This is a genomic window from Nocardia sp. NPDC056564, assembly GCF_042793755.1.
Lineage (GTDB): Bacteria > Actinomycetota > Actinomycetes > Mycobacteriales > Mycobacteriaceae > Nocardia.
Genome location: NZ_JBHTUR010000005.1, coordinates 476,875 through 501,555, shown reverse-complemented (window position 1 = coordinate 501,555; position 24,681 = coordinate 476,875). Strand labels below are relative to the sequence as shown.

19 protein-coding genes and 1 pseudogene are annotated in these 24,681 nt (G+C 68.7%); 13 read left to right on the top strand and 7 right to left on the bottom strand.

Annotated features, from left to right (window positions below):
* Window positions 1–5 precede the first annotated feature (5 nt).
* From ACFQ9K_RS16815 to ACFQ9K_RS16790, 6 genes are all read left to right on the top strand, one after another.
* Complete coding sequence (locus ACFQ9K_RS16815; RefSeq protein WP_378713119.1) at window positions 6–791, top strand: 2-keto-4-pentenoate hydratase; 786 nt, start codon at window positions 6–8, stop codon at window positions 789–791.
* A complete protein-coding gene (locus ACFQ9K_RS16810; RefSeq protein WP_378713117.1) occupies window positions 776–1,582 on the top strand; it encodes an HpcH/HpaI aldolase/citrate lyase family protein in 807 nt (268 codons plus the stop codon). The genes ACFQ9K_RS16815 and ACFQ9K_RS16810 overlap by 16 nt, the downstream gene beginning before the upstream one ends.
* A 24-nt stretch (window positions 1,583–1,606) precedes the next feature.
* Window positions 1,607–3,022, top strand: a complete 1,416-nt coding sequence (locus tag ACFQ9K_RS16805; RefSeq protein ID WP_378713115.1) for an aldehyde dehydrogenase family protein — start codon at window positions 1,607–1,609, stop codon at window positions 3,020–3,022.
* A gap of 63 nt (window positions 3,023–3,085) precedes the next feature.
* Window positions 3,086–5,191 carry an acyltransferase family protein gene (locus ACFQ9K_RS16800; protein ID WP_378713113.1) on the top strand — a complete coding sequence of 702 codons (2,106 nt, stop codon included), beginning with the start codon at window positions 3,086–3,088 and terminating at the stop codon, window positions 5,189–5,191.
* Window positions 5,192–5,299: 108 nt separating this feature from the next.
* Window positions 5,300–6,214 (top strand): alpha/beta hydrolase family protein, encoded by a 915-nt coding sequence (locus ACFQ9K_RS16795; RefSeq protein ID WP_378713112.1) that lies wholly within the window; start codon window positions 5,300–5,302, stop codon window positions 6,212–6,214.
* A 133-nt stretch (window positions 6,215–6,347) separates the two neighbouring features.
* Window positions 6,348–6,791 carry a nuclear transport factor 2 family protein gene (locus ACFQ9K_RS16790; RefSeq protein ID WP_378713110.1) on the top strand — a complete coding sequence of 148 codons (444 nt, stop codon included), beginning with the start codon at window positions 6,348–6,350 and terminating at the stop codon, window positions 6,789–6,791.
* A 7-nt stretch (window positions 6,792–6,798) separates the two neighbouring features.
* On the opposite strand, the gene ACFQ9K_RS16785 is transcribed toward ACFQ9K_RS16790, so the two are convergent.
* From ACFQ9K_RS16785 to ACFQ9K_RS16775, 3 genes are all read right to left on the bottom strand, one after another.
* On the bottom strand, window positions 6,799–7,434 hold the full coding sequence (locus tag ACFQ9K_RS16785) for a hypothetical protein (RefSeq protein ID WP_378713108.1): 636 nt from the start codon (window positions 7,432–7,434) through the stop codon (window positions 6,799–6,801).
* A gap of 80 nt (window positions 7,435–7,514) precedes the next feature.
* Complete coding sequence (locus tag ACFQ9K_RS16780; RefSeq protein ID WP_378713107.1) at window positions 7,515–8,279, bottom strand: LGFP repeat-containing protein; 765 nt, start codon at window positions 8,277–8,279, stop codon at window positions 7,515–7,517.
* 99 nt (window positions 8,280–8,378) lie between these two features.
* Entirely contained in the window at window positions 8,379–10,136 is a 1,758-nt protein-coding gene (locus ACFQ9K_RS16775; RefSeq protein WP_378713105.1) for a hypothetical protein, read from the bottom strand.
* A gap of 178 nt (window positions 10,137–10,314) precedes the next feature.
* Between ACFQ9K_RS16775 and ACFQ9K_RS16770 the strand changes: the two genes are divergently transcribed.
* The 4 genes from ACFQ9K_RS16770 (at window position 10,315) to rph (ending at window position 16,005) form a co-directional block, all read left to right on the top strand.
* Entirely contained in the window at window positions 10,315–10,671 is a 357-nt protein-coding gene (locus ACFQ9K_RS16770; RefSeq protein WP_378983301.1) for a hypothetical protein, read from the top strand.
* Window positions 10,672–10,786: 115 nt separating this feature from the next.
* Complete coding sequence (locus ACFQ9K_RS16765; protein ID WP_378713102.1) at window positions 10,787–11,854, top strand: quercetin 2,3-dioxygenase; 1,068 nt, start codon at window positions 10,787–10,789, stop codon at window positions 11,852–11,854.
* A 47-nt stretch (window positions 11,855–11,901) separates the two neighbouring features.
* Window positions 11,902–13,269, top strand: a complete 1,368-nt coding sequence (locus tag ACFQ9K_RS16760) for a pentapeptide repeat-containing protein (RefSeq protein ID WP_378713100.1) — start codon at window positions 11,902–11,904, stop codon at window positions 13,267–13,269.
* 144 nt (window positions 13,270–13,413) lie between these two features.
* Window positions 13,414–16,005: a rifamycin-inactivating phosphotransferase gene (rph, locus tag ACFQ9K_RS16755; protein ID WP_378713098.1), complete on the top strand. Its 2,592-nt coding sequence runs from the start codon at window positions 13,414–13,416 to the stop codon at window positions 16,003–16,005.
* A 4-nt stretch (window positions 16,006–16,009) separates the two neighbouring features.
* On the opposite strand, the gene ACFQ9K_RS16750 is transcribed toward rph, so the two are convergent.
* Both ACFQ9K_RS16750 and ACFQ9K_RS16745 read right to left on the bottom strand, forming a co-directional pair.
* Complete coding sequence (locus ACFQ9K_RS16750) at window positions 16,010–16,771, bottom strand: collagen binding domain-containing protein (protein ID WP_378713263.1); 762 nt, start codon at window positions 16,769–16,771, stop codon at window positions 16,010–16,012.
* A 78-nt stretch (window positions 16,772–16,849) separates the two neighbouring features.
* A pseudogene (locus tag ACFQ9K_RS16745) lies at window positions 16,850–19,168 on the bottom strand (MMPL family transporter); the annotation flags it as partial.
* Window positions 19,169–19,429: 261 nt separating this feature from the next.
* Between ACFQ9K_RS16745 and ACFQ9K_RS16740 the strand changes: the two are divergent.
* The 3 genes from ACFQ9K_RS16740 (at window position 19,430) to ACFQ9K_RS16730 (ending at window position 22,725) form a co-directional block, all read left to right on the top strand.
* The gene (locus ACFQ9K_RS16740) at window positions 19,430–20,170 is read left to right on the top strand and encodes a VOC family protein (RefSeq protein ID WP_378713097.1); all 741 of its coding nucleotides are present in this window, start codon (window positions 19,430–19,432) and stop codon (window positions 20,168–20,170) included.
* A 142-nt stretch (window positions 20,171–20,312) separates the two neighbouring features.
* Window positions 20,313–22,265, top strand: coding sequence for an FAD-dependent oxidoreductase (locus ACFQ9K_RS16735; protein WP_378713095.1), 1,953 nt, complete (start codon window positions 20,313–20,315; stop codon window positions 22,263–22,265).
* 49 nt (window positions 22,266–22,314) lie between these two features.
* On the top strand, window positions 22,315–22,725 hold the full coding sequence (locus tag ACFQ9K_RS16730; RefSeq protein ID WP_378713094.1) for a hypothetical protein: 411 nt from the start codon (window positions 22,315–22,317) through the stop codon (window positions 22,723–22,725).
* A 16-nt stretch (window positions 22,726–22,741) separates the two neighbouring features.
* Here ACFQ9K_RS16730 and ACFQ9K_RS16725 read toward each other — a convergent pair whose 3' ends face one another.
* The gene (locus tag ACFQ9K_RS16725; RefSeq protein ID WP_378713092.1) at window positions 22,742–24,076 is read right to left on the bottom strand and encodes a DoxX family protein; all 1,335 of its coding nucleotides are present in this window, start codon (window positions 24,074–24,076) and stop codon (window positions 22,742–22,744) included.
* Window positions 24,073–24,678, bottom strand: a complete 606-nt coding sequence (locus ACFQ9K_RS16720) for a M15 family metallopeptidase (RefSeq protein WP_378713091.1) — start codon at window positions 24,676–24,678, stop codon at window positions 24,073–24,075. Before ACFQ9K_RS16720 ends, ACFQ9K_RS16725 begins: the two co-directional genes overlap by 4 nt.
* Between the last annotated feature and the right edge of the window lie 3 nt (window positions 24,679–24,681).

Genomic DNA, 24,681 nt, shown 5'->3' with positions numbered 1-24,681 from the left:
AACCGATGCTGCCCACCGAGGCGATCACGGCGATCGCCGACGAGCTGGCCGCGGCCGAGCGGGACCGCCGCACGATCCCGCTGCTGACGGCCCGCTACCCCGGCATGACCGTGGCGGATTCCTATGCGGTGCAGAACGAATGGCGTCGCCGCGGGATCGAGAGCGGACGCCGGCCCGTCGGCCGCAAGATCGGGCTCACCAGCAAGGTGATGCAGGCGGCGACCGGCATCACCGAGCCGGACTACGGGGCGATCTTCGCCGACATGGTCTTCGACAACGGGTCGGTCATCGAGCACGGCCGGTTCGCCAACGTGCGGATCGAGGTCGAGCTCGCCTTCGTGCTCGGCGCACCGATCGACGGTCCCGGCGCCACCCTCTTCGATGTCCTGCGCGCCACCGAGTACGTGGTCCCGGCGCTGGAGATCCTGAGCTCGCGGATCGACCTGCCCGGACGGACCATCGTCGACACGATCAGCGACAACGCGGCGATGGGCGGGCTGGTCTACGGCGGAAATCCGGTACGGCCCAGCGATATCGACCTTCGCTGGGTCAGCGCGCTGCTGTACCGCAACGAGACGATCGAGGAATCGGGGGTCGCCGCGGCGGTGCTCAACCATCCCGCGACCGGGGTGGCCTGGCTGGCGAACAAGCTCGGCGAACACGGCGACCGGCTCGATGCCGGGGAGATCGTGCTCGCCGGGTCGTTCACCCGCCCGCTGTGGGTCGAACCGGGCGACACCATCCTCGCCGACTACGGACCGATGGGAACCGTCTCATGCCGATTCAGCTGAATCGGACCCTGCGCGACGCGCTGGCCGGCAGCGACCGGCCGCTGTACGGCGGGTGGATCACCACCGGATCGCCGGTGGCGGCCGAGATCATGGCCGGGTCCGGGCTCGACTGGGTGCTGATCGATATGGAGCACGCGCCGAACGGGTTGGAATCCGTTCTGGCGCAACTGTATGCGGTGTCCGGCTATGCCGTGACGCCGGTCGTGCGGGTGCCCGTCGGCGACACCGTGGTGATCAAGCAGGTCCTGGATCTGGGTGCCCAGAACATCCTGGCGCCGATGATCTCCACCGCCGAGCAGGCGCGGAATGTCGCTGCGGCAGCACAATATCCGCCGGTCGGGCGGCGTGGGGTGGGCAGCGCGCTGGCGCGCTCGGCACGCTGGAACCGCATCGACGACTATCTCCCCCGCGCCGCCGAACATGTCTCGGTGTTCGTGCAGATCGAGACCCTCGAGGGCGTCGAGAACGCCAGGGCCATCGCCGAGACGCCGGGCATCGACGGGATCTTCGTCGGACCGAGCGACCTCGCCGCCGCCATGGGGCTGCTCGGCCGGCCGACCCATCCGGACGTCACCGCACAGGTGCGCAAGGCCTTCGCCGACGTCATCGACGCGGGAAAACCGGTGGGCGTCAACGCGTTCGATCCGGCGCAGGCGAGCGCGTACGCCCGGCACGGGGCGACCTTCCTGCTCGTCGGCGCGGACGCCGCCCTGCTCGCCCGCGGATCCGAGGCCCTCGCCCACCGATTCCTCGGCCCGCCACCCGGCGAAACACCCCGCGGCAGTTACTGATCGACCAGATAGAAGGACTTGGCAATGACGTCGACGACGATCAGCTACGACACCCTCCTCGCGACCATCACCGACCCCGACGGGCGCGCGATCCCGGACCCCGCGACCGGAGAGGTGGTGGGGCGAGTGCGTTTTCGGCCCGTCGAGGAACTCGACGCGGCGATCGCCCGCGCCCGCGCCGCGCAGACCGCCTGGGCCGCACGCAGTGACGAGGACCGCGTCGAACTCCTGCTGCGCGCGGCCGACGCCGTCGAGGCCGCGACCGAGCCGCTCGCCGAACTGCTCTCGCGGGAGCAGGGCAAGCCGCTCAACGGCCCCAATGCCCGTTTCGAGGTCGGCGCGTGCGTGTCCTGGCTACGGGCCACCGCGGCAACGGCACTGCCCGGCGAGACGATCGTCGACGACGAGACCGCCCATGCGGAACTGCGTTATCGCCCGCTCGGCGTGGTCGGCGCCATCGGGCCGTGGAACTGGCCGATGATGATCACCATCTGGCAGATCGCCCCCGCGCTGCGGATGGGCAACACCACCGTGGTCAAGCCCTCCGAGTACACCCCGCTGAGCGTGCTCGCGCTGGTCGAAGTGCTCAACAGCGTTCTGCCCCATGATGTTGTGCACGCGGTCGCGGGCGCGGGCGAACTCGGTGCCCGGCTGGCCGGTCATCCCGATATCGACAAGGTCATGTTCACCGGCTCCACCAGGACCGGCCGGGCCGTCATCCGGAGCTCGGCCGACACGGTGAAGCGCCTGACCCTCGAACTCGGCGGCAACGACGCGGGCATCGTCCTCCCCGATGTGGACCCCTCGGCGATCGCCGAGGACCTGTTCTGGGGCGCGTTCATCAACACCGGCCAGACCTGCGCGGCCATGAAGCGCCTCTACGTCCATGCCGACGTCTACGACGCTGTCTGCGCGGCCCTCGTCGCGATCGCCGCGACCACACCGATGGGCCGCGGCCTGCACGAGGCCAATGTCCTTGGCCCGCTACAGAACCGCCAGCAGTTCGACATCGTCTCCGGCCTGGTCGAGGCGGCCCGCGCGGCCGGCGCCACCCTGCTCACCGGCGGTGACCCCGATCGCAGCGCCCCGGGCAACTTCTATCCGCTCACCCTGGTCGCCGACATCGACAACGACAACCCCTTGGTCGCGGAGGAACAGTTCGGCCCGGCCCTGCCGATCGTCCGCTACCACGACATCGAGGACGCCATCGCCATGGCCAACGCCCTCGACGTCGGCCTCGGCGCATCGGTCTGGAGCGCCGACCGGGCCACCGCCCGCGCCATCGCCGCCCGGCTCGAGGCAGGCACGGTCTGGATCAACGCGCACGGCGGCGTGCACCCGATGATCCCGTTCGGCGGCGTCAAGCAGTCCGGCTACGGTCTCGAATTCGGCGTCGAGGGGCTCAAATCCGTATCCGCGCCGCAGGTCGTCAACGGCTGACCGGCACCGGCGAGTTAGCGGTGGATTCGCCGAAGGGGCGGTCACCGAAGTAATCTTCGTACGGTGTCCATTCATCGCCCACTATGGACCCTTCCGCCGGATGAGCGTGTAATCCCGCCGGACCAGTCCGCGTCAACCAGCTACCGCGCGGATCTGGACGGGCTCCGCGGGCTGGCGATCGCGCTGGTCGTGGTGTTCCACGTGTGGTTCGGGCGGGTGTCCGGCGGCGTGGACGTCTTCCTGGTGCTGTCCGGTTTCTTCTTCACCGGGTTGCTCGTGCGCCGGGCCGAATCGACCGGATCGGTGGGCGTCGGCCAGACACTGCGGCGCACCGCGCGCAGGCTGATCCCGGCGATGGCGGTGGTGCTGGCCGCGATCGTGGCCGCGACGGTGATCTTGCGGCCCTACACACAATGGTCGGACGTGGCCGCCCAGACCTTGGCCTCGATGTTCTACTACCAGAACTGGCAGCTCGCCCTGACCTGGTCGGACTATCTGGCCGCGGATCCGTCGGTGAGCCCGCTCCAGCACCTCTGGTCGATGTCGGTTCAGGGCCAGTTCTATCTCGCCGCGCTCGGACTGGTGGCCGTGACCGCGTGGGCCGGCCGGCGCGGCGAACGCCCGGCTCGACTCCGGCCGGTGCTCGGCGCGGTGATCATCCTGGCCGCCGTCGCGTCGTTCGGGCTGGCCGCGTCGGGGACGGCCACCCATCAGGGCTGGAACTACTACGACAGCTTCGCCAGAGCGTGGGAATTGCTCGTCGGCGCGGGACTGGCCGTCGCGGCCCCGTATCTGCGGCTGCCGCAACGGCTTCGGTTCGTCCTGGCGGGGCTCGGCTTGGCCGGTGTCGTGTTGTGCGGGTGGTTGATCCTGGACGGCGCCAATCGATTCCCCGGCCCCTACGCCCTGCTGCCGGTCGGTGCCGCCGCGGCGCTGATCGTCTCGGGCAACAACGTGGCCGCCGGTCAGCGACCGGTATTCAACCGGCTCCTGTCGACGCCGGGGATTCGCTGGCTCGGGGATATCGCCTATCCCCTGTACCTGTGGCATTGGCCGATCCTGATCTTCTGGCTCGCCGAGCTCGGCCACCCCAGCGCGGGACTGCCGGAGGGGCTGGGCATCATCGCCGTCTCGGTTGTGCTGGCCTGGGTCACCCATCGCGTGATCGAGGAACCGCTGCGGGTGCGCTCGCTGGGTGGCGGCGCGGATCATTCGACGCGGGCTCGGCGCACCGCGACCGCCGTGGTGACGGCCGCGGCGGTGCCGATGGTCGCGGCCACCGTGCTGTGGCAGATCGCGGTGGGGGTCAGCGCGCCGCAGCCGGTCGGCGCCTTGAGTCCGGCGCTGTACCCCGGCGCGGAAGCCCTGGTCTCCGGGCGGCCCACGCCGCACGCGCGGATGCGGCCGACGGTGTTCGAGGCGCCCGCCGACGCACCCGCACCCACCTCGGACGGGTGCATCGCCGACTGGGACAACGCCGAACTCATCACCTGCACCTACGGCGACCCGGACGGCGCGCACACCCTGGCCGTGGTCGGTAGCTCGCACGCCGAGCACTGGCTGCCCGCGCTCCAGGTCCTGGCCGAGCGGCATCCGTTCCGCATCCAGGTCTATCTGAAGATGGGCTGCCCGCTCACCCTGGCCGAGGACGCGACGTACAAGGGTGAGCTGATTCCCGATTGCCGCGACTGGTCCCAGCAGGTGATCGAGCGGCTCGGCGCGGACCGGCCGGACTGGGTGTTCACCACCGGCACCCGGCCGCGCGACGGCACCGGCGACGAGACCCCGCCCGAGTACCTCGACGTCTGGTCGGCGCTCGGCGAACGCGGCCTCAACGTGATCGCGATCCGGGACACTCCGTGGTTGCGCAGCAACGGGGTTCGCTACAAGGCGATCGACTGCCTGGCCAAGGGCGGCGACCGGCTCAGCTGCGGGATGAAACGCACGGACGCGCTCGACCCGATCAATCCCGAACTGGCGCCGACCTGGTCGTTCCCCAACGTGTACCCGATCGACCTCACCGACGCGGTCTGTGAGGGCGCGGTGTGCCCGGTCTCCATCGGCAACATCCTGGTCTACCACGACGAACATCATCTGACCGCGAGCTATTCGCGCTCGCTGGCCGACGAGCTCGGCCGTCGGCTGCAGCCGTTGCTCGGCTGGTGGTAGCGGCCCGAACCGGTCTCGTGAAATCTCGGTGCGCGCAATAGTGTCCGATTTCGCGGCATCGAGTACGTTGGCAACGATGTCGTCGGTGTTGCGGGAGTATTGAGGATCGTGGTCAGCGGAACCATTCGCCGAGCCTGGAAACTGGGCCTGGCCACGCTACTCGCCGTCGTCGCCGTCATCGCCGGAAATACCGCCACCGAACCGGTTTTCACCGCCGCGGTGACCCTCGACACCGCACCGGCCGTTCCTGGCGTCCCGCTGCGCATCGCCTACGGCACCGCCCCCGACATGTTCGGTGACCTGTATCTCCCCACCACCGCAGCCGCGCCGTATCCCGTGGTCGTGCTGATCCACGGCGGCGGCTGGTCGCAGAATCGCACGCTCGATCATGTCGGACCGCTGGCGGCGTCGCTGGCCGCGGCCGGCGTCGCCGTGTGGAACATCGAATATCGGCGGGTCAACGGCGCCGGCGGCTGGCCGGTCACGCTCACCGATGCCGACGACGCCGTGCGGTCCCTCGCGACCGTGGTGAACCTGCGCTCCGGCAATCGGCTCGATCTGCGCCGGGTGCATCTGGCCGGCCATTCGGCGGGTGGGCAACTGGCGGCGTGGGTGGCCGGGCGGCAGAGCACCGAGGCGCAACCCACCGCGGTGCGCATTCGCAGCGTCACCCTGATGGCCGGTGTGCTGGATCTGGAGTTCGCGGTGACCAACGGGCGCGACGGGTTCGTCCGCAGGCTGCTCGGCGGGCGGCCCGACGACGTCCCGGATCGCTATCGCCTGGCCTCGCCGATCGCCCACCTGCCCGTCGGCGTGCGGATCAGCGCCCTGCACGGCGACCGGGACACCGTCGTGGCGCCCGCGCAGAGCCGGCGCTACGTCGCCGCCGCGCGACGGGCGGGCCAGGCCGCGGAACTGCGCATTCTCGACGGGACCGGACACGGCGAGTTCGCCGACGCCAACTCACCCGCGTGGGCCGCCGCCAGGGAGACCATCCTGGCCAACGTCGCCGCACTCCGATAACCCTTACCGCTCATGCCCTTTGGCTCCGGCGCGATTCAACCGATCGGCCGCCGAGTTCAACCGGTCGGGGGATGTGGCGGAATCCTCGCGGCCGTTAGCGTTCGGTTCTCGTTATCACGTGCTAGGAGGCCAGGTGCTCGACATTCAGGAAATCTCCGACCGGCTGGAGATCCAGGAATTGCAGGTTGCGTATTCGACCGCGGTCGACAGCCGGGATTTCGACGCCCTGGACGACGTATTCGTGCCCGACGCCGACATCGACCTGACCCCGTTCGGTGCCATCGCGGGCAAGCTCCCCGAGATCAAGACGTGGCTCGCCGAGAGCATGGCGTACCTGCCCGCCTCCCAGCACCTGCTGGGCAACCCGGAGATCCGCGTCGACGGCGACCGGGCGACCGGCCGGGTGATGTCCTACAACGCGATCGCGTTCCCGGCCGAGGACGGCGAATCACCGATCGCGCTGCTCGGCATGTGGTACATCGACGACTATGTCCGCACCCCGCAGGGTTGGCGGATCGCCCGGCGCAGCCAGCAGCGCAGCTGGGCCCAGGGCCTGCCCACCGCGCCCGCGAGCTGACCTTCGATCACGCGTGCCCGCCGCCCAGTCCCGGCTTGTGCAGTCGCGGCTGGGTGCCGAAGGCCGGGCGGTCGGTGGGTTCCACCGGTTCCGGCACGTCGGCAATCGCGCCGCGGGTGTCGGCCCGCGCGGCGACCTCGCGCTGGGCAAAGGCGATATCGCGGGCGGTGCGCACGGACAACCGGCCCAGCGAGGTGGCGGCGAAGAACAGGATGAGCGCGCCGAGGCCGTAGAAGAAGGTCAGTTGCAGGACGGCGCGTTTCAGGTCGGAGGTCGCGACCGGGTCGCCGTGCGAGCCGATGCTCAGCGCGTCCGCCAGGAACGGCCCGACGATGAACCACAGGCCGGCCGCCGCGGCCAGCCAGCCGCCGAAGCCGGCGACCAGGCGGTTACGGCTGGCCAGCATCAGCCAGCCGCCGACGATGGCGGTGACGCCGGGGAGCACCTCGAGCCAGCCGCGCGCGGAGGTCCACACCCACGAGTCGTCGGGTGTGTAGGCGAAATGGAAATACGGTCCGATGAACGGGATCAAGGCGCCCCAGATCCCGAGCAATAACACCGCGAGCCCGCCGAGGGCGCCGCGACTGCGCGGAATCCGCAGCCTGGGGCCACGGTCCGCGGCAACGTTGTCGTCGACGTTCATGAGAGCCTCCATTCGTCGAGGTACCTGCGGTTACCGCGTACCCTCGACGGACGGACATATGCACAGCCTGCATAAATGGCTCAGCGCGGCGGCCGCCATTCGATGCGGCCACCCTGGAAATCCTGGGCGCGGCCGCCGTTGTAGTCGTATTCGTCGCTGATCGGGTAACCGTAGCGACCGTTCTCCCAGTTCTGGCCGGCCCAGATGTCCCGGATCGCGCCGACGATCACACGCGCCCCGGTGTCGGCCGACCAATAGATCGAACCGCCCTCGAAATGCTGCCCGGCGCCGTTGTTCTTGGCGCGGAACTCATCGGTGGCCGGGAAGCCGAGCCTGCCGTCCTCCCAGGAGAGGGTGGCCCATTTATCCCGGATCGCGCCCCAGGTGTTGTGCGCGCCGGTCGCCCGCGACCAGTGGATGGTGCCGCCCTCGAAGTGGTTGAAGCGCCCCGGCTTTCGGGTGGCGAGCTCCCTGGTGGACGGATAGCGCAGCGCGCCGTCCTCCGCGCCGAGCTCGTCCCACTTGGCGCGGATCGCGCCGCCGATCTGGTTGGCGTGGCCGTCGGAGACCAGCGGGTGCCAGTAGATGGAGCTGTCCTTCTCGAATTCCTGGTGGCGGCCGCCGCGGGAGGCGTCGGACTCCGGGTTCACCGCCAGGCCGAAGAAGCCGAGGCCACCGGCCTCGTCGTATTCGATCCGGATCGCCCCGTAGATCGGATACGGCTGCGCGGAGGCCTGGGTGGTGATCGAGGAGAGCGTGGTGAGCACCGCGAGGACAGTCGCGGCGCGGGCCATTCGGGCCGCTCGACGCCTGCCGTGCTTCGGATTCCGCGGATCGGGTGGCATGACCCCTCCTTGCGCCCCAGGTATCCACCGATTTTACTTGCGCCCGAGCGCTTTCTACAGTGCCGCAGCGCCACTTGACAACCGGGTATCGCGGCGGCGCTACCGGTAGTAGACCTCCAGTTGCGCGATCGAGGTGAAATACGAACTGCCGCCGGGCTTTCCGACTATCCGCACGCCGTCTCCGGCGAGGGTGGCGAAAGTGAACGTGTAGCTCGTGAACGCCCCGGCCGCGGACGTATACGGGTATCGGGGCTCGACTTTCGGGTTCTGCGCATCGATCCACTGGAAATTCTGCCGCACCTGAACGCGCAACCCGGCAGCGAACCAGCCTCCATCGTCGAACATTTCGCCGGTCGTATAGACGACCTGGTTCAGCAGATACGGCCTCGACCAGGTGAAGCCCCAGTAGTCCAGGTCCTTGTTCTCCTGGTCGAAGCTGTTCTCGCTCTTGGTGAAATCGCCGTCGTTGTAGTACTCGGTGTGGCCGAAGTGCGCGGACTTCTCGATGGGCGTGACGCACGCGCCGCTGTAGGCGAGATTGTCGCGCGGGTCCGGCTGGTTCGCCGGCGATTGCGCACTGAATGGTTGCAACGCGAGTTTCCGCAGGTTGAAGCTGTACGCGGTGTCGCCGCCCGCGCTGCCCACCCACCAGTTCGACTGCACCCACATCGAGGTGCCGTCGGCCGAGATGAACTTCGACGGGATCGTGGTGGCATAGCCGCCGTTCTTCGGACCGGGACACCCTGGCCCGCGGCCGAACCACGGATAGCCGCCGAAATCCTTGGTGAGGAACAGTTTCCAGGGGCCCCACGGCGAAGGCGCCTCGTAGAACTCGAACGTGTACTCCGTCCACGAGGTGTACAGATACCGGTTCAGCGCCTTGACATAGACCACCCCGCCCTGCGCGATCACCGAAAGATTGTGCGGGTTCTCCCGATAGTTGCGCAGCGTCGTGTACTGGCGCCGGGTGTCGCGCAGCACCGCGCGGCGCTCCTCCAGCTGTTTGCTCCAGCGCGGCTTGCCGCCGTCGAGTCCGGCGAAGAACTCCCACCGGTTGCGTTGCTCGACCGCGTCTTTCGGTGCCCGCGCCAGGTACAGGTCGAACGGATCGGCCACCGTCGCGGTGAACGAACCACGCCAATTGCCGTCCAGGCCATAGGCATAGACGTAGCGTGCGGCATCGGCCCCCAGCGCCGCCGCGGCATCGCCGGAGTCCCGGCCGAAGTCCAGGAAGAAGATCGTGGTGAAGACTCCCCCGGTGAACATCGGCTGCTGCGTCTTGTGCCAGGTCTGCCCGTGATCGTCCGACCACGAGACACTGGCGTTGGGGGCGTCGTTGAACGCGATGTCCGCGTGACCGGCCCGCAGGTCCTGGATCGCGAGATAGAGCCGTCCGTCCACGCAGACGATCCCGGTCGGCTTCCGGTTGTACAGCTCGGGATCGCCCCACACGGCGCCGACCGCATCGGAGACCGCCAGCACCTCACCGGTGAACCCGGCCTTCGGATCCCCGCTGATCCGGTTCACCGCGATGTCGTGCCGCGGCCCGTCGCCGAACCCGCTGCCGTCCCCGTTGACCGAGTACAGGTTGTCGTCGTCCGCCCAGCAGGTGACCCACAGGTCCCCGTCGCTGTCGCTGTCGACCTCGACCGCGTTTCCCACCGCGGCGGTGGCGAAGAACGTGCTCAGCTCGGACGCGGGAGTATCACGCGCACTGGGTTTCTCACCGCTGTCGTGCTCGGTTTCCAACGCGGGCGAGCGGGACTCGGCCGACCCGGCTCCGCCGAATCCGACCGCCAGCACCCCCGCGGCGCCCGACACCCCGAAGATGAACCGCCGCCGGCCCATCCCCCTCACCGACGCCCCCTCGGCACCGACCCCATAACGCCGTTCACGCACACCAGCTTTCGAGCAAGAGCAATTCCGGCACCGACAGTAGCCGTTACCGCCGGCGAACTCGCGCCGAGGACGGTGCACGCCCGCGAAAGTCCGGCAACTCTACGATTCATCTACCGAGACCAGAGAGTGAGCATGCATGGAGATCGAGAAAGGTCGGACTAGCGCGCCCACGCGGTGGGCGGTGGCGCTGTGGGGACTGATCATCGCGGTGCTGGCCGCGCCGGTCGCGGCCGCGCTGGTCGGGATCGTCTACCGGTTCCCGATCCCGTTCGGCGACGACGCGCGCGGCGTCGCCGAGGTCGGCAACGCGGCGCTGGCGTCGGTGTTCTATCTGATCAAGGGTGAGGGCTTCGTGCTGGCGGCGCTCGGCGCCGGCGTCGGCTACTTCCTCGCCCGCGCCCTCGGCCCCGGCCTGTTCCGCCCGCTGGCCCTGTCGATTCTGGCCGCCTTCGGCCTGGCCCTGCTCGGCGCGATCAGCCTCGCCTCGATGTAACCGAACGCGGCACCGGTGCGTCCCGGCTGCTACAGTCCGAACCGGACAGCGACCTGAATTGAGGCCTTACAACCGCTTTGGCGGCGACCCAGGCCCGGGTGCTGTGTTCGGAGCCATGACGAATTTCGACATTCCGGCCGTCGACGAAGTGCACGCACTCGTCCCGGCGATCGATGAACTCCCTGGGCGTTGCGTCCCCTACTATGTGGCCGCCGGTGAGGGTGAGCGGTACGAACTCGGCGGGCGGCTGGTCACGATCATCGCTCGCCCGGAAGACACCGGCGGGCAGTTCGGCGCCGCATATGTGTACGGCGGCAAGGGAATCGAGACACCGTTCGTTTCGCACGCGCGAGAGCATCGTTTCCTGCATGTCACCGACGGACAACTACAGGTCTGGCTGCCGGGTGAAACGCAGATCCTCACGCCCGGTGCGTCCGTAGCGATCCCACCTGGAACGCCGTTCGCCTACCGCATGCTCGCGCATAGCACGCGATTCCTGAGCTGGCTTACCGTCGGCGAGGGCCACCGATTCGTGCAGGCTACGGGCCGCGAGACCACCTCGCATGTCTTCGATATCACCGCCGAACAGCCGATATCCCCAGGGCAGCAATCGGAACTCGCGGCCCAGTTCGGTGTGCGAATCCACGATCTGGCCAAGCACGACCTGCCGCCGCGAACCGGCGCACTGCTGCCACCCGACGAATCGCCCTACGTCCTCGACGCCGGCGAGGGTGATCGGTGGGCAAGCATGGACCAACTCAATTCTTACCTCGCACGCTCGCGCAATACCGGCGGAACCTACTTCGCCATGCACACCAGCGGAGGCAAAAGCCCCTACATCCCCCGCCACTTCCACCGCAGGCACACCGAGAACTTCCTCTGCGTCGACGGCCGAATCCTCTTGCACGCCAACGGCACCGAGATCCTGCTCACCAGGGGCGACTTCCTGCACGCCCCGCCGGGCACCATCCACAGCTTCGCCTTCGACAGCCACCACACCCAGATGCTCGGCCTGCTCACCACCGACGTATTCGAGAAGTTCTTCGAGTACATGAACACCCCGACCCAGGCCCACATCCCCACCGAGGGCGGCGACATGTGTTTCCCCACCGAGGGTTTCGCCCGAGCCCGCGCCGAACTCGACCTCGAGGTAGTCGGCCCGCCACCCGAACGCGGCCGTTGATCACCGACTCGGCTGACAGCTGGCGCACAGGTAGTCATCATCAGTTCATGGCCACTCGCTCCGCTGCCGCTAACGATGCCGAACGACCGTTTCGGGTGATGCCGTGGTGGCTCGTGCTCGGCGGTTTCGTGCTGGCGATCGGGTTCGGACTGCTGGTGACCTGGTGGCTGTGGAACATCGCGGACGCCGGCGGCGCATCCAGGGCGGCGCTGCGTATCGATGCCGTCCGCACGGGCTTGACCGTGGTCGCCGGAACGGGTGGCGCGGTCGGGCTGCTGCTGGTGGGACGGCGCCAGTGGCTGAACGAGCGGACTCAGCAGCACCGCGAACGGGTCGACGCGGTCACCCGGGAGCATCAGGAACGCGTGCAAGCGCACGTAGAGGACACCGCGGCGGCCGATCGAGTTGCCCGGGAACGCGCCATGGAGGCCTCGGAATACGACGCGACCGAGCGCAGGGTCACGGACCTGTTCGCCAAGGCGGTCGAGCATCTCGGCTCGGACAACGCGCCGGTCCGGCTCGGCGGGGTCTATGCGCTGGAACGACTGGCGCACAACAACGAGCGCTACCGGCATGCGACGGCCGACGTCCTCTGCGCCTATTTGCGCATGCCGGTGCGCCGCGAGGTGTCCGACGAAGAGCACGTGCGGTTGGCCATCCAGCGCATTCTGACCCGCCGAATCCGGTCCGGGCCGGACAGTTGGGCCGGGTTGCGGCTAGACCTCGCCGGTGCTCGGCTCGACGGATTCGCGGCAGCGGGGTGCGAGTTCGACGAGGTCGACTTCACCGGTTCGATCTTCGCCGGGGTGACCACGTTCGACGACAGCCGGTTCCACGGGGAGGCGCGGTTCGGCGCGGCCGTGTTCCTCGGTGACGCGTCGCTAAGCCGGACGCGATGGCATGGTCCGGTGGACTTCAGCGGCGTGGACTGGCAGTCCACCGTGAACTTCGAGGAGTCGGTCTTCGACCGGCACGCACGTTTCGATCACGGCACGTTCGGTGATCAACGAATCTCGTTCCGCGAGGCCGGCTTCAGGCGCACGGCCACTTTCGATCACAGCCGGCTGGGCGGGGAGGCAACCTTCGGCCGGGCCCATTTCGAGTCCAACGCGTCGTTCGAGCATGCCGAATTCGGCAATGCCACGTCGTTCCGCGGTGCGGTGTTCGGCGGGATCGCGATGTTCCGGCGATCGGTTTTCACCGGTTCGGTGGATTTCGGCGCTGCGCGATTCGGCGAGCACGTGTCCTTCGACCGCGTCGACTTCGCCGGCGGCGTCAGCTTCGACCCGCTTCCGATCGAGCGGATGAGCGCCGTTCGCGCCCGGGTCGGCGTCCGTTCGATCCGCCAGCTACCTGCCGCGTGGGGCGAGCAACGCCTCGATGGTCAATGGGTTGGCCTGACGCCGAATGTGTGAATCGTCCTCGGCGATCTGATCGGTGCTGGGCACCGTCGCCTTCCCCCTTCTACTGTATACACGATTCCAGGTCCTCATGAGACATCGGATTGTGGTCCATAATCGCTCGCGATGTGCCGAAACCACCAGGTGAGGAGTAGCGGGATGGGCTATGTGCTCGGCTTCGGGGAGATCGATCGGACGCAGGTCGCGATGGTGGGTGGCAAGGGGGCGAACCTCGGGGAGCTGTCGCGGGTCGACGGGGTGGAGGTGCCCGCGGGGTTTTGTGTGACGACAGCGGCGTTCGAGCGGGTCGTCGGGCCGGCCATCGAGGATCGGCTGGCGGAGTTGGCGCGGCTGGAGCCCGAGGATCGGGCGGCGATCGGTGCGCTGAGCGAGCAGATCCGGCAGACGATCGAGGGGCTGCCCATCCCCGACGATATCGCGGCCGAGATCATCGGCGCGCACGCCCGGCTGGGTGCGGAGGGCGCCTACGCGGTTCGATCCAGTGCGACCGCGGAGGATCTGCCGACCGCGTCGTTCGCGGGCCAGCAGGACAGCTATCTGAACGTCGTCGGGCCTGCGGCGATCCTGGACCACGTCAGCCGGTGCTGGGGCTCGCTGTTCACCGAGCGGGCCGCCACCTACCGTCTGCGAAACGGATTCGGCCACACGCCGGTTCAGATGGCGGTGGTCGTGCAGCGAATGGTGTTTCCGCGCGCCGCGGGGGTTCTGGTCACCGCCGACCCGGTCACCTCCGACCGGACGGTGGTGTCCATCGACGCCGGCTTCGGCCTCGGCGAGGCGCTGGTGTCCGGCCTGGTGAACGCCGACGTCTACCAGGTGCGCGACGGCACCATCATCGGAAAAACGATCGCGACGAAGAAACTCGCCGTCGAGCCGGCCCCGGACGGTGGAACCGAGGTGCGGGAGATCGCCGAGGAACGGCGCGACGAGCCGGTCCTCGCCGATGCCGAGGTGCTCCGGCTCGCCCGGCTCGGCCGCCGCATCGAGGCCCATTTCGGCAGCCCGCAGGACATCGAATGGTGCCTCGACGGCGACGACATCCGCATCGTGCAGAGCAGGCCCATCACCACGCTGTTCCCGATTCCCGCTGCCGCCGACGCGGAGAACCACGTCTACGTATCGGTCGGCCATCAGCAGATGATGACCGACGCGATGAAGCCGCTGGGAATCTCGCTGTGGCAGATGACGAGTCGCGCGCCCATGCGGGACGCGGGCGGCCGGTTGTTCGTGGATGTCACCAAGGCGCTGTCGTCGCCGAAAACCAGCGCGGGCGTGGCCGCGGCGCTCGGCAAGTCCGATCCCCTCATGGGTGACGCGCTCCAGACCGTGATCGATCGCGGGTTCGTTCGTCAAGTGCCGGAACCGGTTTCGGCCGCCACACCGCCGCCGACGCCGGCGCCGATCGAGACCGATGCCGGCCTCGTCACCGAATTGATCGCGGCCAGCGAGGCCTCCTACGCCGCCTTGACCCGCGACATCCAGGCCGTATCCGGACCGGACCTGCTCGACTTCATCAGGTCCGACATCCCGGAGTTGCAGCGGGTCCTGTTCACCCCGCTGGGTTTACAGGTGATCAATGCCGCGATGGACGCCTCGTTCTGGCTCAACGATCGGCTATCGGAATGGCTCGGCGAGAAGAACGCCGCCGACGCCCTCACCCAATCGGTCCCCGGGAACGTGACCTCGGAGATGGGCCTGGCCCTGCTGGACGTCGCCGACGTGATCCGCCCGCATCCGGAGGTGGTGGCCTACCTGCGCAAGATCGAGCAGACCGGGGACGACCACTTCCTGGCCGAACTCGCCGAATACGAAGGCGGCCAAGAGGTCCGGGCCGCACTCGAGGACTTCCTGGGCAAGTACGGCATGCGCTGCGCCGGCGAGATCGACATCACCAGGCCACGCTGGACCGAGCGCCCCGCAACCCTGGTGCCGACCATCCTCGGCAATATCAAGAACTTCGGCCCCGGCGCGGGCAGGGAGCTCTTCGAAGCCGGTCTGCGCGACGCCGAGCAGACGAAACTCGAAGTCCTGCACCGCTTGCGTGCCCTGCCGGACGGCGAGCGGAAGGCCGAGGAGACCGAGCGGATGATCGATCGCGTCCGCACGTTCTCCGGATATCGGGAGTATCCGAAGTACCGCATGGTCAGCCGCTACTTCGTCTACAAGCAGGCGCTGCTGCGGGAGGCCGAAAGCCTGGTGGCGGCAGGCGTTCTCGGCGAACCCGAGGACATCTTCTACCTGAGGTTCGACGAGCTCGCGGAGGTGGTCCGAACCCGAAGCGCGAGTGCGGAACTCATCGACGAGCGCAAGGCGGCGTTCCGCACGTACCAGACGCTGACCGCGCCGCGCGTGCTCACCTCCGACGGCGAGACCGTCACCGGGGCGTACCGCCGCGACGACCTGCCCGCGGGCGCGCTGCCCGGAATGGCGGTGTCCGCCGGGACCATCGAGGGCCGCGCCCGCGTCGTGGCCGATATCGCGCAGGCCGATCTCGACGCGGACGACATCCTGGTCACCGCCTACACCGATCCGAGCTGGACCCCGCTGTTCGTCGCGATCAAGGGACTGGTGACCGAGGTCGGCGGCCTGATGACGCACGGCGCGGTGATCGCCCGCGAGTACGGGCTGCCCGCCGTCGTCGGCGTCGAGCACGCCACCGAGCTGATCCGCGACGGGCAGCGCATCCGGGTGAACGGCACGGACGGATACGTCGAGCTCCTGTCCGAGTGAAAGGTCAAGACAGGTCGGCGTATTCGTCGGCGCCGAAGCTCAGCCGGATGTCGTGATCGACCTGGTTGCCCGCAATGGTCACCTGGCCGGTCACCAAGGGGTAACCGCGCGCGACGACGGTGTACTCACCCTCCGGCAGGTCGGCGACGGTGTAGCGGCCGTGCTCGTCGGTGTGGGTGGTGCCGACCGGCGTACCGGACCAGTCGACCACGGTGATCCTGGCGTTGTGCACCGGCCTGCCGTCGGCGCGCACCGTTCCCCACAGCAGCGCCATCGGCGCCAGCTCGACGTCGAACCGGAAGCGGCCGCCGTCCGGCACCGTCAATGTTGTTGCGGTAGGCCGCATTCGGGGGGCAACCGCGACCAGCGTGTAGGTCCCGGCCAGCACGCCCTTGCAGGCGTAGGCGCCGTCCGGCGCGGTCACGGCGGCGCCGACCACCTCGCCGCGCAGGTCGGTCACCGTGACCGAGGCCCCGGCCACCGGCTCGCGGGCCCCCGTGCGCACCACGCCGGACAGCTCGCCGGAGCCGTCCAGCGTGACGTCGACGTGCTGTGCGCCGTCGACGGCGAGCACCTGCACCGCGGCCGGCTGGTGACCGTTCGCCGAGACGATCAGGACGTAGTTCCCCGCCGCGGGCGGCTCGATGACGTAATTGCCGGCGCGGTCTCCGGTCGCCCGCGAAACCTGATGTCCCCGTTGATCGATCAGGGTGAGCACCGCGTCCGGTACCGGCTGTCCGTTGTCCCGGATGATGCGACCACCGATCGTCCGGCCGCCCGTCGCGGGAACGGCCGGTCCGGTTGTCGTATCCGGCCCATGCTGTGCCCCAAGGCCGTTGACGTTGACCGATACCGGTTCCGTTGCGGCGACGGCCGGTTCGGGCTGGCGCAGCTCACGCAGCTTCGCGCCCTCGACGTCGATGTCCGGCAGCAGCCGGTCGAGCCACCTCGGCATCCACCAGGCCGCCCGACCCATGATCGCCAGCAGGGCCGGGACCAGCACCATCCGCACCACGAAGGCGTCGATCGCGACGCCACAGGCCAGCGCGAATCCCATGGACTTGGCGATGACGTCCTGTTCGAGCAGGAAGGAACCGAACACCGAGATCATGATGACCGCCGCCGAGGTGACCACCCGGGCACCGTGGTGGTAACCGGAGACCATCGCGTCGGTCGGCGACTTGCCGTGCACGTATTCCTCGCGCATCCGGGTCACCAGGAACACCTGGTAGTCCATGGCGAGCCCGAAGACCAAGCCGATCAGCATGATCGGCAGGAAGCTGATGATCGGCTGCGGATCGGCGATCAGCCCGAAGCTGCCCTGCTGGAAGATCAGCACGGTCGCGCCGAAGGTCGCCGCCATGGAGAGCAGAAAACCGAGCGCCGCGGTGAACGGGACCAGGATGGATCGAAACACCAGGATCAGCAGGACGAACGCGGCGCCGGCCACGATCGCCAGGTACGGCACGATCTTGCCGAGCAGGACGTGGTCCATGTCGGCGTAGATGGCGGTGGTGCCGGTGATGCCGTACTCGAGGCCGTAGCGCTCGGTCAGTTCGGCCTCGGCGGCGCGGGCGTCACGCACCAGGTCCTTGGTGGCCTGGTTGTTCGGGCCCGATCGCGGAACGCCGTTGAGCATGACGCCGAGCTTGTTCGGGCTGAATTGCGGTGTGGTGACGTAATCCATCTCCGGGAACGCGGCGAGCCGGTCACGCAGGGCAGTGACCGCCGCGTCGCGCTCGCCCTCCGGCACCCGCTCCAGATCGGCGGCGACGGTCAAGATGCCGTTGCGGCCTTCACCGAAGCCCGCGGTCCGGATGTCGTAGGCCTGCCGGACCGTCGATTCGGTCGGGAAGCTGTCCTCGCCGGGCAGGCCCAATTGCAGGTTCAGTGCCGGAGTCGCCAGCGCGGCGAGGGCGGCCACGCCCATGATCAGCGCGATCCATGGTCGCTTGCCGATCAGCCTGGCCACCCGCATGCCGTTGGTGACGGAGGTGTCGTCTTCCGGGTCGTGCCGGGCGACCAGCGGCAGCTTCGGCTTGAACAGGAAGCGGCCGAACGCGCCGAGCAGCGCGGGCATCAGGGTGATCGCGGTGATCACCGCGAACATCGCCGCCACCGCGCCACCCAGGCCCATGAACGTCAGGAAGTTCACGCCGACGATGCTCAGCGCACTGAGCGCGACGATGACGGTGAGACCGGCGAACACCACCGCGGATCCGGCGGTGCCGACCGAAATGCCCGCGGCCTCTTCGGGACTCGCCGCCACCCGCAGTTCGTGTTTGTAGCGCGAGACGATGAACAGCGCGTAATCGATGGACAGCGCGATGCCGATCATCGACGCCAGGAACGTGGTGAAGCTCGGCACCTCGATGATCGAGGTGCCCAGCGAGATCACCATCATCGCCGCGCCCAGGCCGGCGATGGCGGTGATGATCGGCACGAACGCCGCGACGATGGCGCCGAAGGCGATCACCATGACCACCAGCGCCACGCTCATGCCGATCAGCTCGGCGTGTCCGCTCGGCTGCTCCTGTTTCTGCTCGATCGCGCCGCCGACCTCGACGGTCAACCCCTTCGCGCGGGCCGGCGCGGCCACGTCGTAGGCGGCATGCCGCTCCTCGTCGGTGATGTCCATCGCCGAGGCGATGTCGAACGGGACCGACAGCACGGCGACGGTCGCCGGGGCGTCCTTGCTCAGCACATTGAGCGGCGCGCCAGAGCATTTCGACGGGTCGGCGGCGGTGAGACAGCCCATGGCCTTGGTCAGCTCGATCGGGTTCTTCAGTGCCCCGGCGTCGTTTGCCGAGACGAGCCTGCGCTTGCCGTCCTCGACCGCGAGCGTCTTCAGGTCGGCGATCAGCGCGTCGACGGCATCGCTGTTGCGCTTGTCGGTCAGCTTGGTGCCGTCGGGCGCCTTGATCACGTAGGCGCCGCTGACCGCATCGATGCCGAACTGATCGGACATGCCGGGGAACTGCTTGTCCAGGATCTGGGTGGCGCGTTCCGACGGCAGCGACGGCATGCTGAACTCGTCGCTCATCGGCTTGCTCAGCAGACTGCCCGCGGTGCCGAGCAGACCGAGGAGAAGGAGCCACAGCGGCAGCACGATCCACTTGCGGCGGAACGCGAATTTGCCCCAGCGATAGAGGAATACGGACACGACTAGGTTCTCCTGGAGTCAACCGGACAGTGCTGATTTCAGGGCCCGTACCGCACCTTAGCGGCCCCACCTTGCCTGCGAACAACTCCCCCCGACGGCCGCCATCTACCTACCGCACGGTAGGGAGCGAAGCGCAAGAGAAGGCCGTAAACGGAGGATCAACCTCTGGTTTCGAGACACTACCGCACGCGGAATCGGCACCGATCCCGGGCCGAAGATAATGCGTATGCCGTTGCGGGACACGGTGCATAGGATCGCCCCATGGCGACGCGGCTGGTTCAGGTCAACATCAAGGCCCGGGATGACGTGGCGCTCGGCCGATTCTGGGCCGACGCGCTCGGCTGGGGTACGTCCAGCGAAGGACCCGGCGTGACCAACGTCGAACCGCCGGGGCTCACCTGGCCGGACCCCACCGCGCTCTACATCGATGTGGTCTCCGTCCCGGACCCCGAAACCGTGCGGTACCGGGTGCATCTGGATCTCGCCACCACCTCCGCGGCGCATCAGGCGGACTTGGTCGCGCGCCTCCTGGAGCTCGGCGCGACGCCGGCCGACGTGGGTCAGGGTGACGTGCCGTGGACGGTCCTGGCCGATCCGGAGGGCAACGTGTTCTGCGTGCTGGAGCCGCGCCCGGTCTACCTGGATACCGGACCCATCGCCGCCGTGGTCGTCGACTGCGCGGATCCGCGGGCAATGGCGCGGTTCTGGGGTTCGGCGACGGACTGGACCGTGCACGAGGTCGCCGACGATCACGCCACCCTGCGTTCGGCCGATGGCGTCGGGCCCTACCTGGAGTTCCTGCGCACACCCGACCTGAGGTCGATCCGCACCCGCGTTCACCTCGATCTCCTGCCCTACGCCGGTGACGACGCGGCCGCGGAGGTGACCCGGCTGAAAACCCTGGGCGCCAAGGAAACCGACATCGGCCAGGGCGACGTGCCATGGACGGTCCTGGCCGATCCGGAGGGCAACGAGTTCTGCGTCCTCGCGCCCGGACGCTGACCGGGCACCGGGGCCGTGGCCCCGCAAGTGAATGAGCATTCTTCCATTGGAATGCCCCTACCTGCATGTTCGTTTCAATCGGCGCGCGAAGTCCGTTCGGCGTGATTAACTCGTCCGGCATGTGGGAAAAGGGGAGTTTCAGATGGAAGCTACGGCCGCGCAGCGGGCAGCGCTGAGCATGATCTGCGATACGTTCGTGCCCGGCGACGGTGCGGCGTTGCCGCCCGCGAGCGAACTCGGCGCGGTCGACACCGTGTTCCGGCTGCTGGCACGCAGTCCACGGGAGGCCGATCGCAAGCAGCTGGCGATGCTGTTGGGCCGGTGGGATTCTCGCCTGACCGGGGTGCTGCTCGGGGTGGGCCCGCGCCGGTTTTCCACGCTGTCGCAGCAGGAGCGAGAGCGGGCACTGCTTCGGCTCGGCGATTCGCGGTTGGCGCCGGTGCGGGCGAACTTCCAGGCGCTCAAACAGGCAGCGCTGCTGGCCTACAACGTGACTCCGGGGCCGACGGGCAGCAATCCGCTGTGGAAGGAGATCGGCTACCCCGGCCCGGCCGGGCCACTCGGCACCGCCCCGCCGCCGGCGCTCACGCCGATCCGGTACCCCGAGCACACCACGCTCACCTGCGATGTCGTGATCGTCGGATCGGGTGCGGGCGGCGGCACCGCGGCGGCCGTGCTGGCCGAGGCCGGGCTGGACGTGATCGTGCTCGAGCGCGGAAACTATTACGACGACCGGGATTTCGGCGCCGGTGAGCTCGCCGCACTGGAACAGCTCTACGCGCCCGGCGCCGGCTCGTCCGAAGGACAGATCACCCTGGTCGCCGGCACCTGCCTGGGCGGCGGCACCGTGGTCAACTGGAGCACCTCGCTGCTCACCCCCGATCACGTGCGCGCGGAATGGGCCGAACTGGGCGCGGCACAGTTCGCCGAGGCCGAGTTCGGCGACGCGCTGGAGGTGGTGCGCCGCCGGCTCGCGGTCACCGACACCCGCTCCCCGCTCTCGGCCCGCGACGCGGTCCTGGAACGCGGGGCTCAGGCGCTCGGCTGGGACGTGAGCACCCTGCCGCGCAACGTGACCGAGGCCTGCGACGCCGGAATCGAGTGCGGCTCCTGTGGTTACGGCTGCCGGGTCGGGGCGAAACAGTCCGTCACCAAGACGTGGCTGGCCGACGCCGCCGCGGCCGGCGCCCGACTGGTCGTGGACGCGAACGTCCGCAGCATCGTGGTGAGAAATGGTCGCGCCGAAGGCGTTTCGGCGATCACCGAGTCCGGCGCGCGGATCGAGGTGCGCGCCGGGGCCGTCGTCGTCGCCGCGGGCGCGGTGCAGACACCGGCGCTGTTGCGTCGCTCCGGATTACGCAACGAGAACATCGGACGACATCTGCGCCTGCATCCGGCGGCCGCTGTGTTCGGCGTCTTCGACGAGGAGGTGCGCGGCTGGGAAGGCGCGCTACAGGGGCGCATCTCCCGCAGGCACGCGGATCTCGACGGCAACGGCTACGGCGTCATCTACGAAACGGGCCCGGTCCATCCCGGCCTTGCCCTCGGGTTCATGGGCTGGCGCGGCGCGGACGCGCACCGCCGCACCCTGCTCGACTTCGCGCGCACCGCCCCGATCGGCGTCATCACCCGCGACCGGGATTCGGGCACCGTCACCGTCGACAAAACCGGCGAGCCGGTCGTCGCCTACCGCCTGTCCGACTACGACGCCGCCCACCTGCACACCGGAATCGAGGGTGCCGCGAGCATTCTCGAAGCGGCGGGCGCGCGGCGCATCTTCTCCGGCCATCAAGCCGGCGTGGACTACGAACCGGGCCGCCGCGGCACGCACGCCGACTTCGCCGCCGCCTGCCGGGCCGCGGGCTACGGACCGGGCCGGTGCGCGATGGGCGCCCTGCACATCATGGGCTCGGCCCGCATGGGCGGTTCTCCCCGACTCTCGGCCACCAACCCCGACGGCGCCACCTGGGAGGTCGCGAACATCGTTGTCGCCGACGGCTCCTGCTTCCCCACCGCATCCGGCGTCAACCCGATGGTCTCCATCGAAGCCATCGCCTACATGAACGCGAAACGCCTGGCAGCCCAGCTGACCTGAACGAAGTGGTGTTTCCTGACCGGGAGCGCTGGGAGAGGAACGACTGGCCGTGACGGTCGACGATGGTCTGGAGCACACGTCCGGCCGGTGGCTGCCGACGATCGACGCGCTTGCCGACAGCCTCGCCGCCTACCTCGGCGAACGGGTAATCGTCGTCGACCCGGGTGAAATGGCGGACGCGTTCTCCTGTCTCATCCGCGGCGCCGAGCCGACGAGTCCTTTCTTCCAGGTGGCGTGGGAGGGAATACTCGGCATGGAACACCGGCACGGACAGCCGTCCGTCAGCGTGACACTGTTCCTGTACAGCCGAGGGCGTCGCCTGCGGCTCGACAACCAGCCCGGCAGCTTTCTCGAGATCGTCTACGACGGTGCCCTCGACGGCTCGGGGACCTGGCGCGCGCTGGGCTGGTTGCCGGACGACCTAGGCGAGTTCGAGGCCCACGACCGCTATGGCGAGTGACCAACCCATATCGTCGCTAGCGGAAGTATGGGTAGTCCTGGACCCAGTGGAATCCGCGGCTGCGCAAGGGGAAGGTGTTCGGGTCCACGCGTTGGAGGGTGATCGTGACCGGGTGGTCGTTCAGGTCGCCGCGGAGTAGTAGTTGGTTCGGGGTGGGGCGGTCGGTGGACAGTGTCGCGAAAGGTGTTCGGCCCGGCGTGGTTTCGCCGGTGGTCAGCTCCAGTTGTCCGCCGGGGCGGAAGTCGGCGCGCGCCGGTACCAGTTCGCCGTTCATCCGCTGGTAGGTGACTGCGTGCGGGTCGTCGAAAACCAGCCGCTGCCAACGGTTCCGGTCGGTGGTCAGCGGCGGCACGGACTGTCCGTCGAGGGTGAACTCGCGCACGTCCCAGATGCCGTACAGCTCGGACTTGGGGCTGGCCGGGCCGTATTGGTCCTGCCAGACCACCCAGCGGTCGTACCCGCAACCGAACGCGACCCAGATGGCCAGGGCCACTTGAATCCACACCGCGATGCGGTTCTTCCGGTCGTCGGCGAACAGCGCGGGCTGGATCAGCGGTGCGCAATCGCGTTGCCGCACGAACACATCGGTCAGCCGCCGCAGGTACGGCGCGAGCAGGACCACGCTGATCAGCAGCAGGTGCGAGGCGAGCACCTTCTCCGGGATGTCGAACGTCAGGTTCGTCAGCAGAACCTGCGCCATACTCGCCAGGCTCACCGCGGCGCCCAGCACCGCGGTCCTGGGCACGAACAACAGCAGCCCGGCGGCGACTTCCACTGCGCCGAGCGCCATTTCGTACGGATAGGAGCTGCCGATCTGCAACCACAGCACCGACGCCGGGTTCAGCTCGCCGTACGGCTGCAGCAACTGCGCCAGCGTCGGACCGGGCATCTGGGTCGGGATCAGCTTGGCGAATCCGAACGACAGCATCATCCCGCCCAGGCACAGCCGCAGGAACAGCAGGAACCACGCCAGCAGACGAGGATGCGACGCACGGCGGTCGTAGGCCGTCCACACCGCGGTGGCGATCACCGCGACAACCAGGAGGCAGAGCACCAGCACCCAGACTGCCGCCTGGTCGCCGGCCCCGGAGTCGTTGTGCTGCACCGCGTCGACGCCGAAGAACGTTCTGCCCACCCAACCGGTGACAGGGTCCGTCAGCGACATGTCCCACGGGCCCACGTATCTGCGGACCCAGCGGCCGAGGATGCCGAGCAGCGCGAACGGAATGTAGGTGAGGAGCAGGCACCACAGGCCCAGATACCCGAAGCAGAATCGGAACGCGCTCTGTGCCAGCGGGTTCCATGCACCGCGAGTCGTTCCGGTTTCGGCGCCCGGCGTATCCGTGATCACTGCTGCATCCTCGGGTCCTCGGTGGGGTCGGCATACCGCGCCGGGCAGCCACGGTCGCCGGCCTCGGGACGAAGTTCGTAGTGCCAGGGTTCGTTGGCGTAGATCTGGCACAGCCCATACGCCGCGCCGTGCCTGGACAACCACGCCGCGGCCGCGCTGGGACCGATGTCGACCGCCTCCCCCGACACGTGCGCGGACGTGTTCGGCGTGGCCACCCATCGGGCGGCCGCCCGCTCCGAGCCGTACTTCGACACCGCCGCGCGCAACAGTTGCCGCTGATACTCCGGGGAACGCCACCCGCTGTTGACCACGAACTCGAGCCCGTCGTCCGCGGCATCCGTCGCCGCCCGCCGCAGCGCGCTGAGCAGATCGGGATCGAGATTCACCACCGACGGGACTTCGTCGTCGAAGACCGTCACCCCGGCCGGGACCGCGCCGTCGTCGATCAGCGCAGGGGGTTCGTCCTCGAACCGCGCGACCCACGCGGACAGGGACGGCGACGACTGGTAGACAAAGACTCCGACCAGCGTCGCACCGACGACTACGGCGACCGCGAGCACACCGCGCCGGAGGCGGCGAGTCGCGTTTTCACTGTGATTCATGCT

What these genes read in the sequence shown, in the direction of transcription:
- ACFQ9K_RS16760 (WP_378713100.1), top strand. Translation starts at nt 11,902, where the DNA reads ATGGCCACTCGCTCCGCTGCCGCTAACGATGCCGAACGACCGTTTCGG.
- ACFQ9K_RS16780 (WP_378713107.1), bottom strand. Translation starts at nt 8,279, where the DNA reads ATGCCACCCGATCCGCGGAATCCGAAGCACGGCAGGCGTCGAGCGGCC.
- ACFQ9K_RS16735 (WP_378713095.1), top strand. Translation starts at nt 20,313, where the DNA reads ATGGAAGCTACGGCCGCGCAGCGGGCAGCGCTGAGCATGATCTGCGAT.
- ACFQ9K_RS16770 (WP_378983301.1), top strand. Translation starts at nt 10,315, where the DNA reads ATGGAGATCGAGAAAGGTCGGACTAGCGCGCCCACGCGGTGGGCGGTG.
- ACFQ9K_RS16810 (WP_378713117.1), top strand. Translation starts at nt 776, where the DNA reads ATGCCGATTCAGCTGAATCGGACCCTGCGCGACGCGCTGGCCGGCAGC.
- ACFQ9K_RS16740 (WP_378713097.1), top strand. Translation starts at nt 19,430, where the DNA reads ATGGCGACGCGGCTGGTTCAGGTCAACATCAAGGCCCGGGATGACGTG.
- ACFQ9K_RS16765 (WP_378713102.1), top strand. Translation starts at nt 10,787, where the DNA reads ATGACGAATTTCGACATTCCGGCCGTCGACGAAGTGCACGCACTCGTC.
- rph (WP_378713098.1), top strand. Translation starts at nt 13,414, where the DNA reads ATGGGCTATGTGCTCGGCTTCGGGGAGATCGATCGGACGCAGGTCGCG.
- ACFQ9K_RS16815 (WP_378713119.1), top strand. Translation starts at nt 6, where the DNA reads ATGCTGCCCACCGAGGCGATCACGGCGATCGCCGACGAGCTGGCCGCG.
- ACFQ9K_RS16720 (WP_378713091.1), bottom strand. Translation starts at nt 24,678, where the DNA reads ATGAATCACAGTGAAAACGCGACTCGCCGCCTCCGGCGCGGTGTGCTC.
- ACFQ9K_RS16805 (WP_378713115.1), top strand. Translation starts at nt 1,607, where the DNA reads ATGACGTCGACGACGATCAGCTACGACACCCTCCTCGCGACCATCACC.
- ACFQ9K_RS16785 (WP_378713108.1), bottom strand. Translation starts at nt 7,434, where the DNA reads ATGAACGTCGACGACAACGTTGCCGCGGACCGTGGCCCCAGGCTGCGG.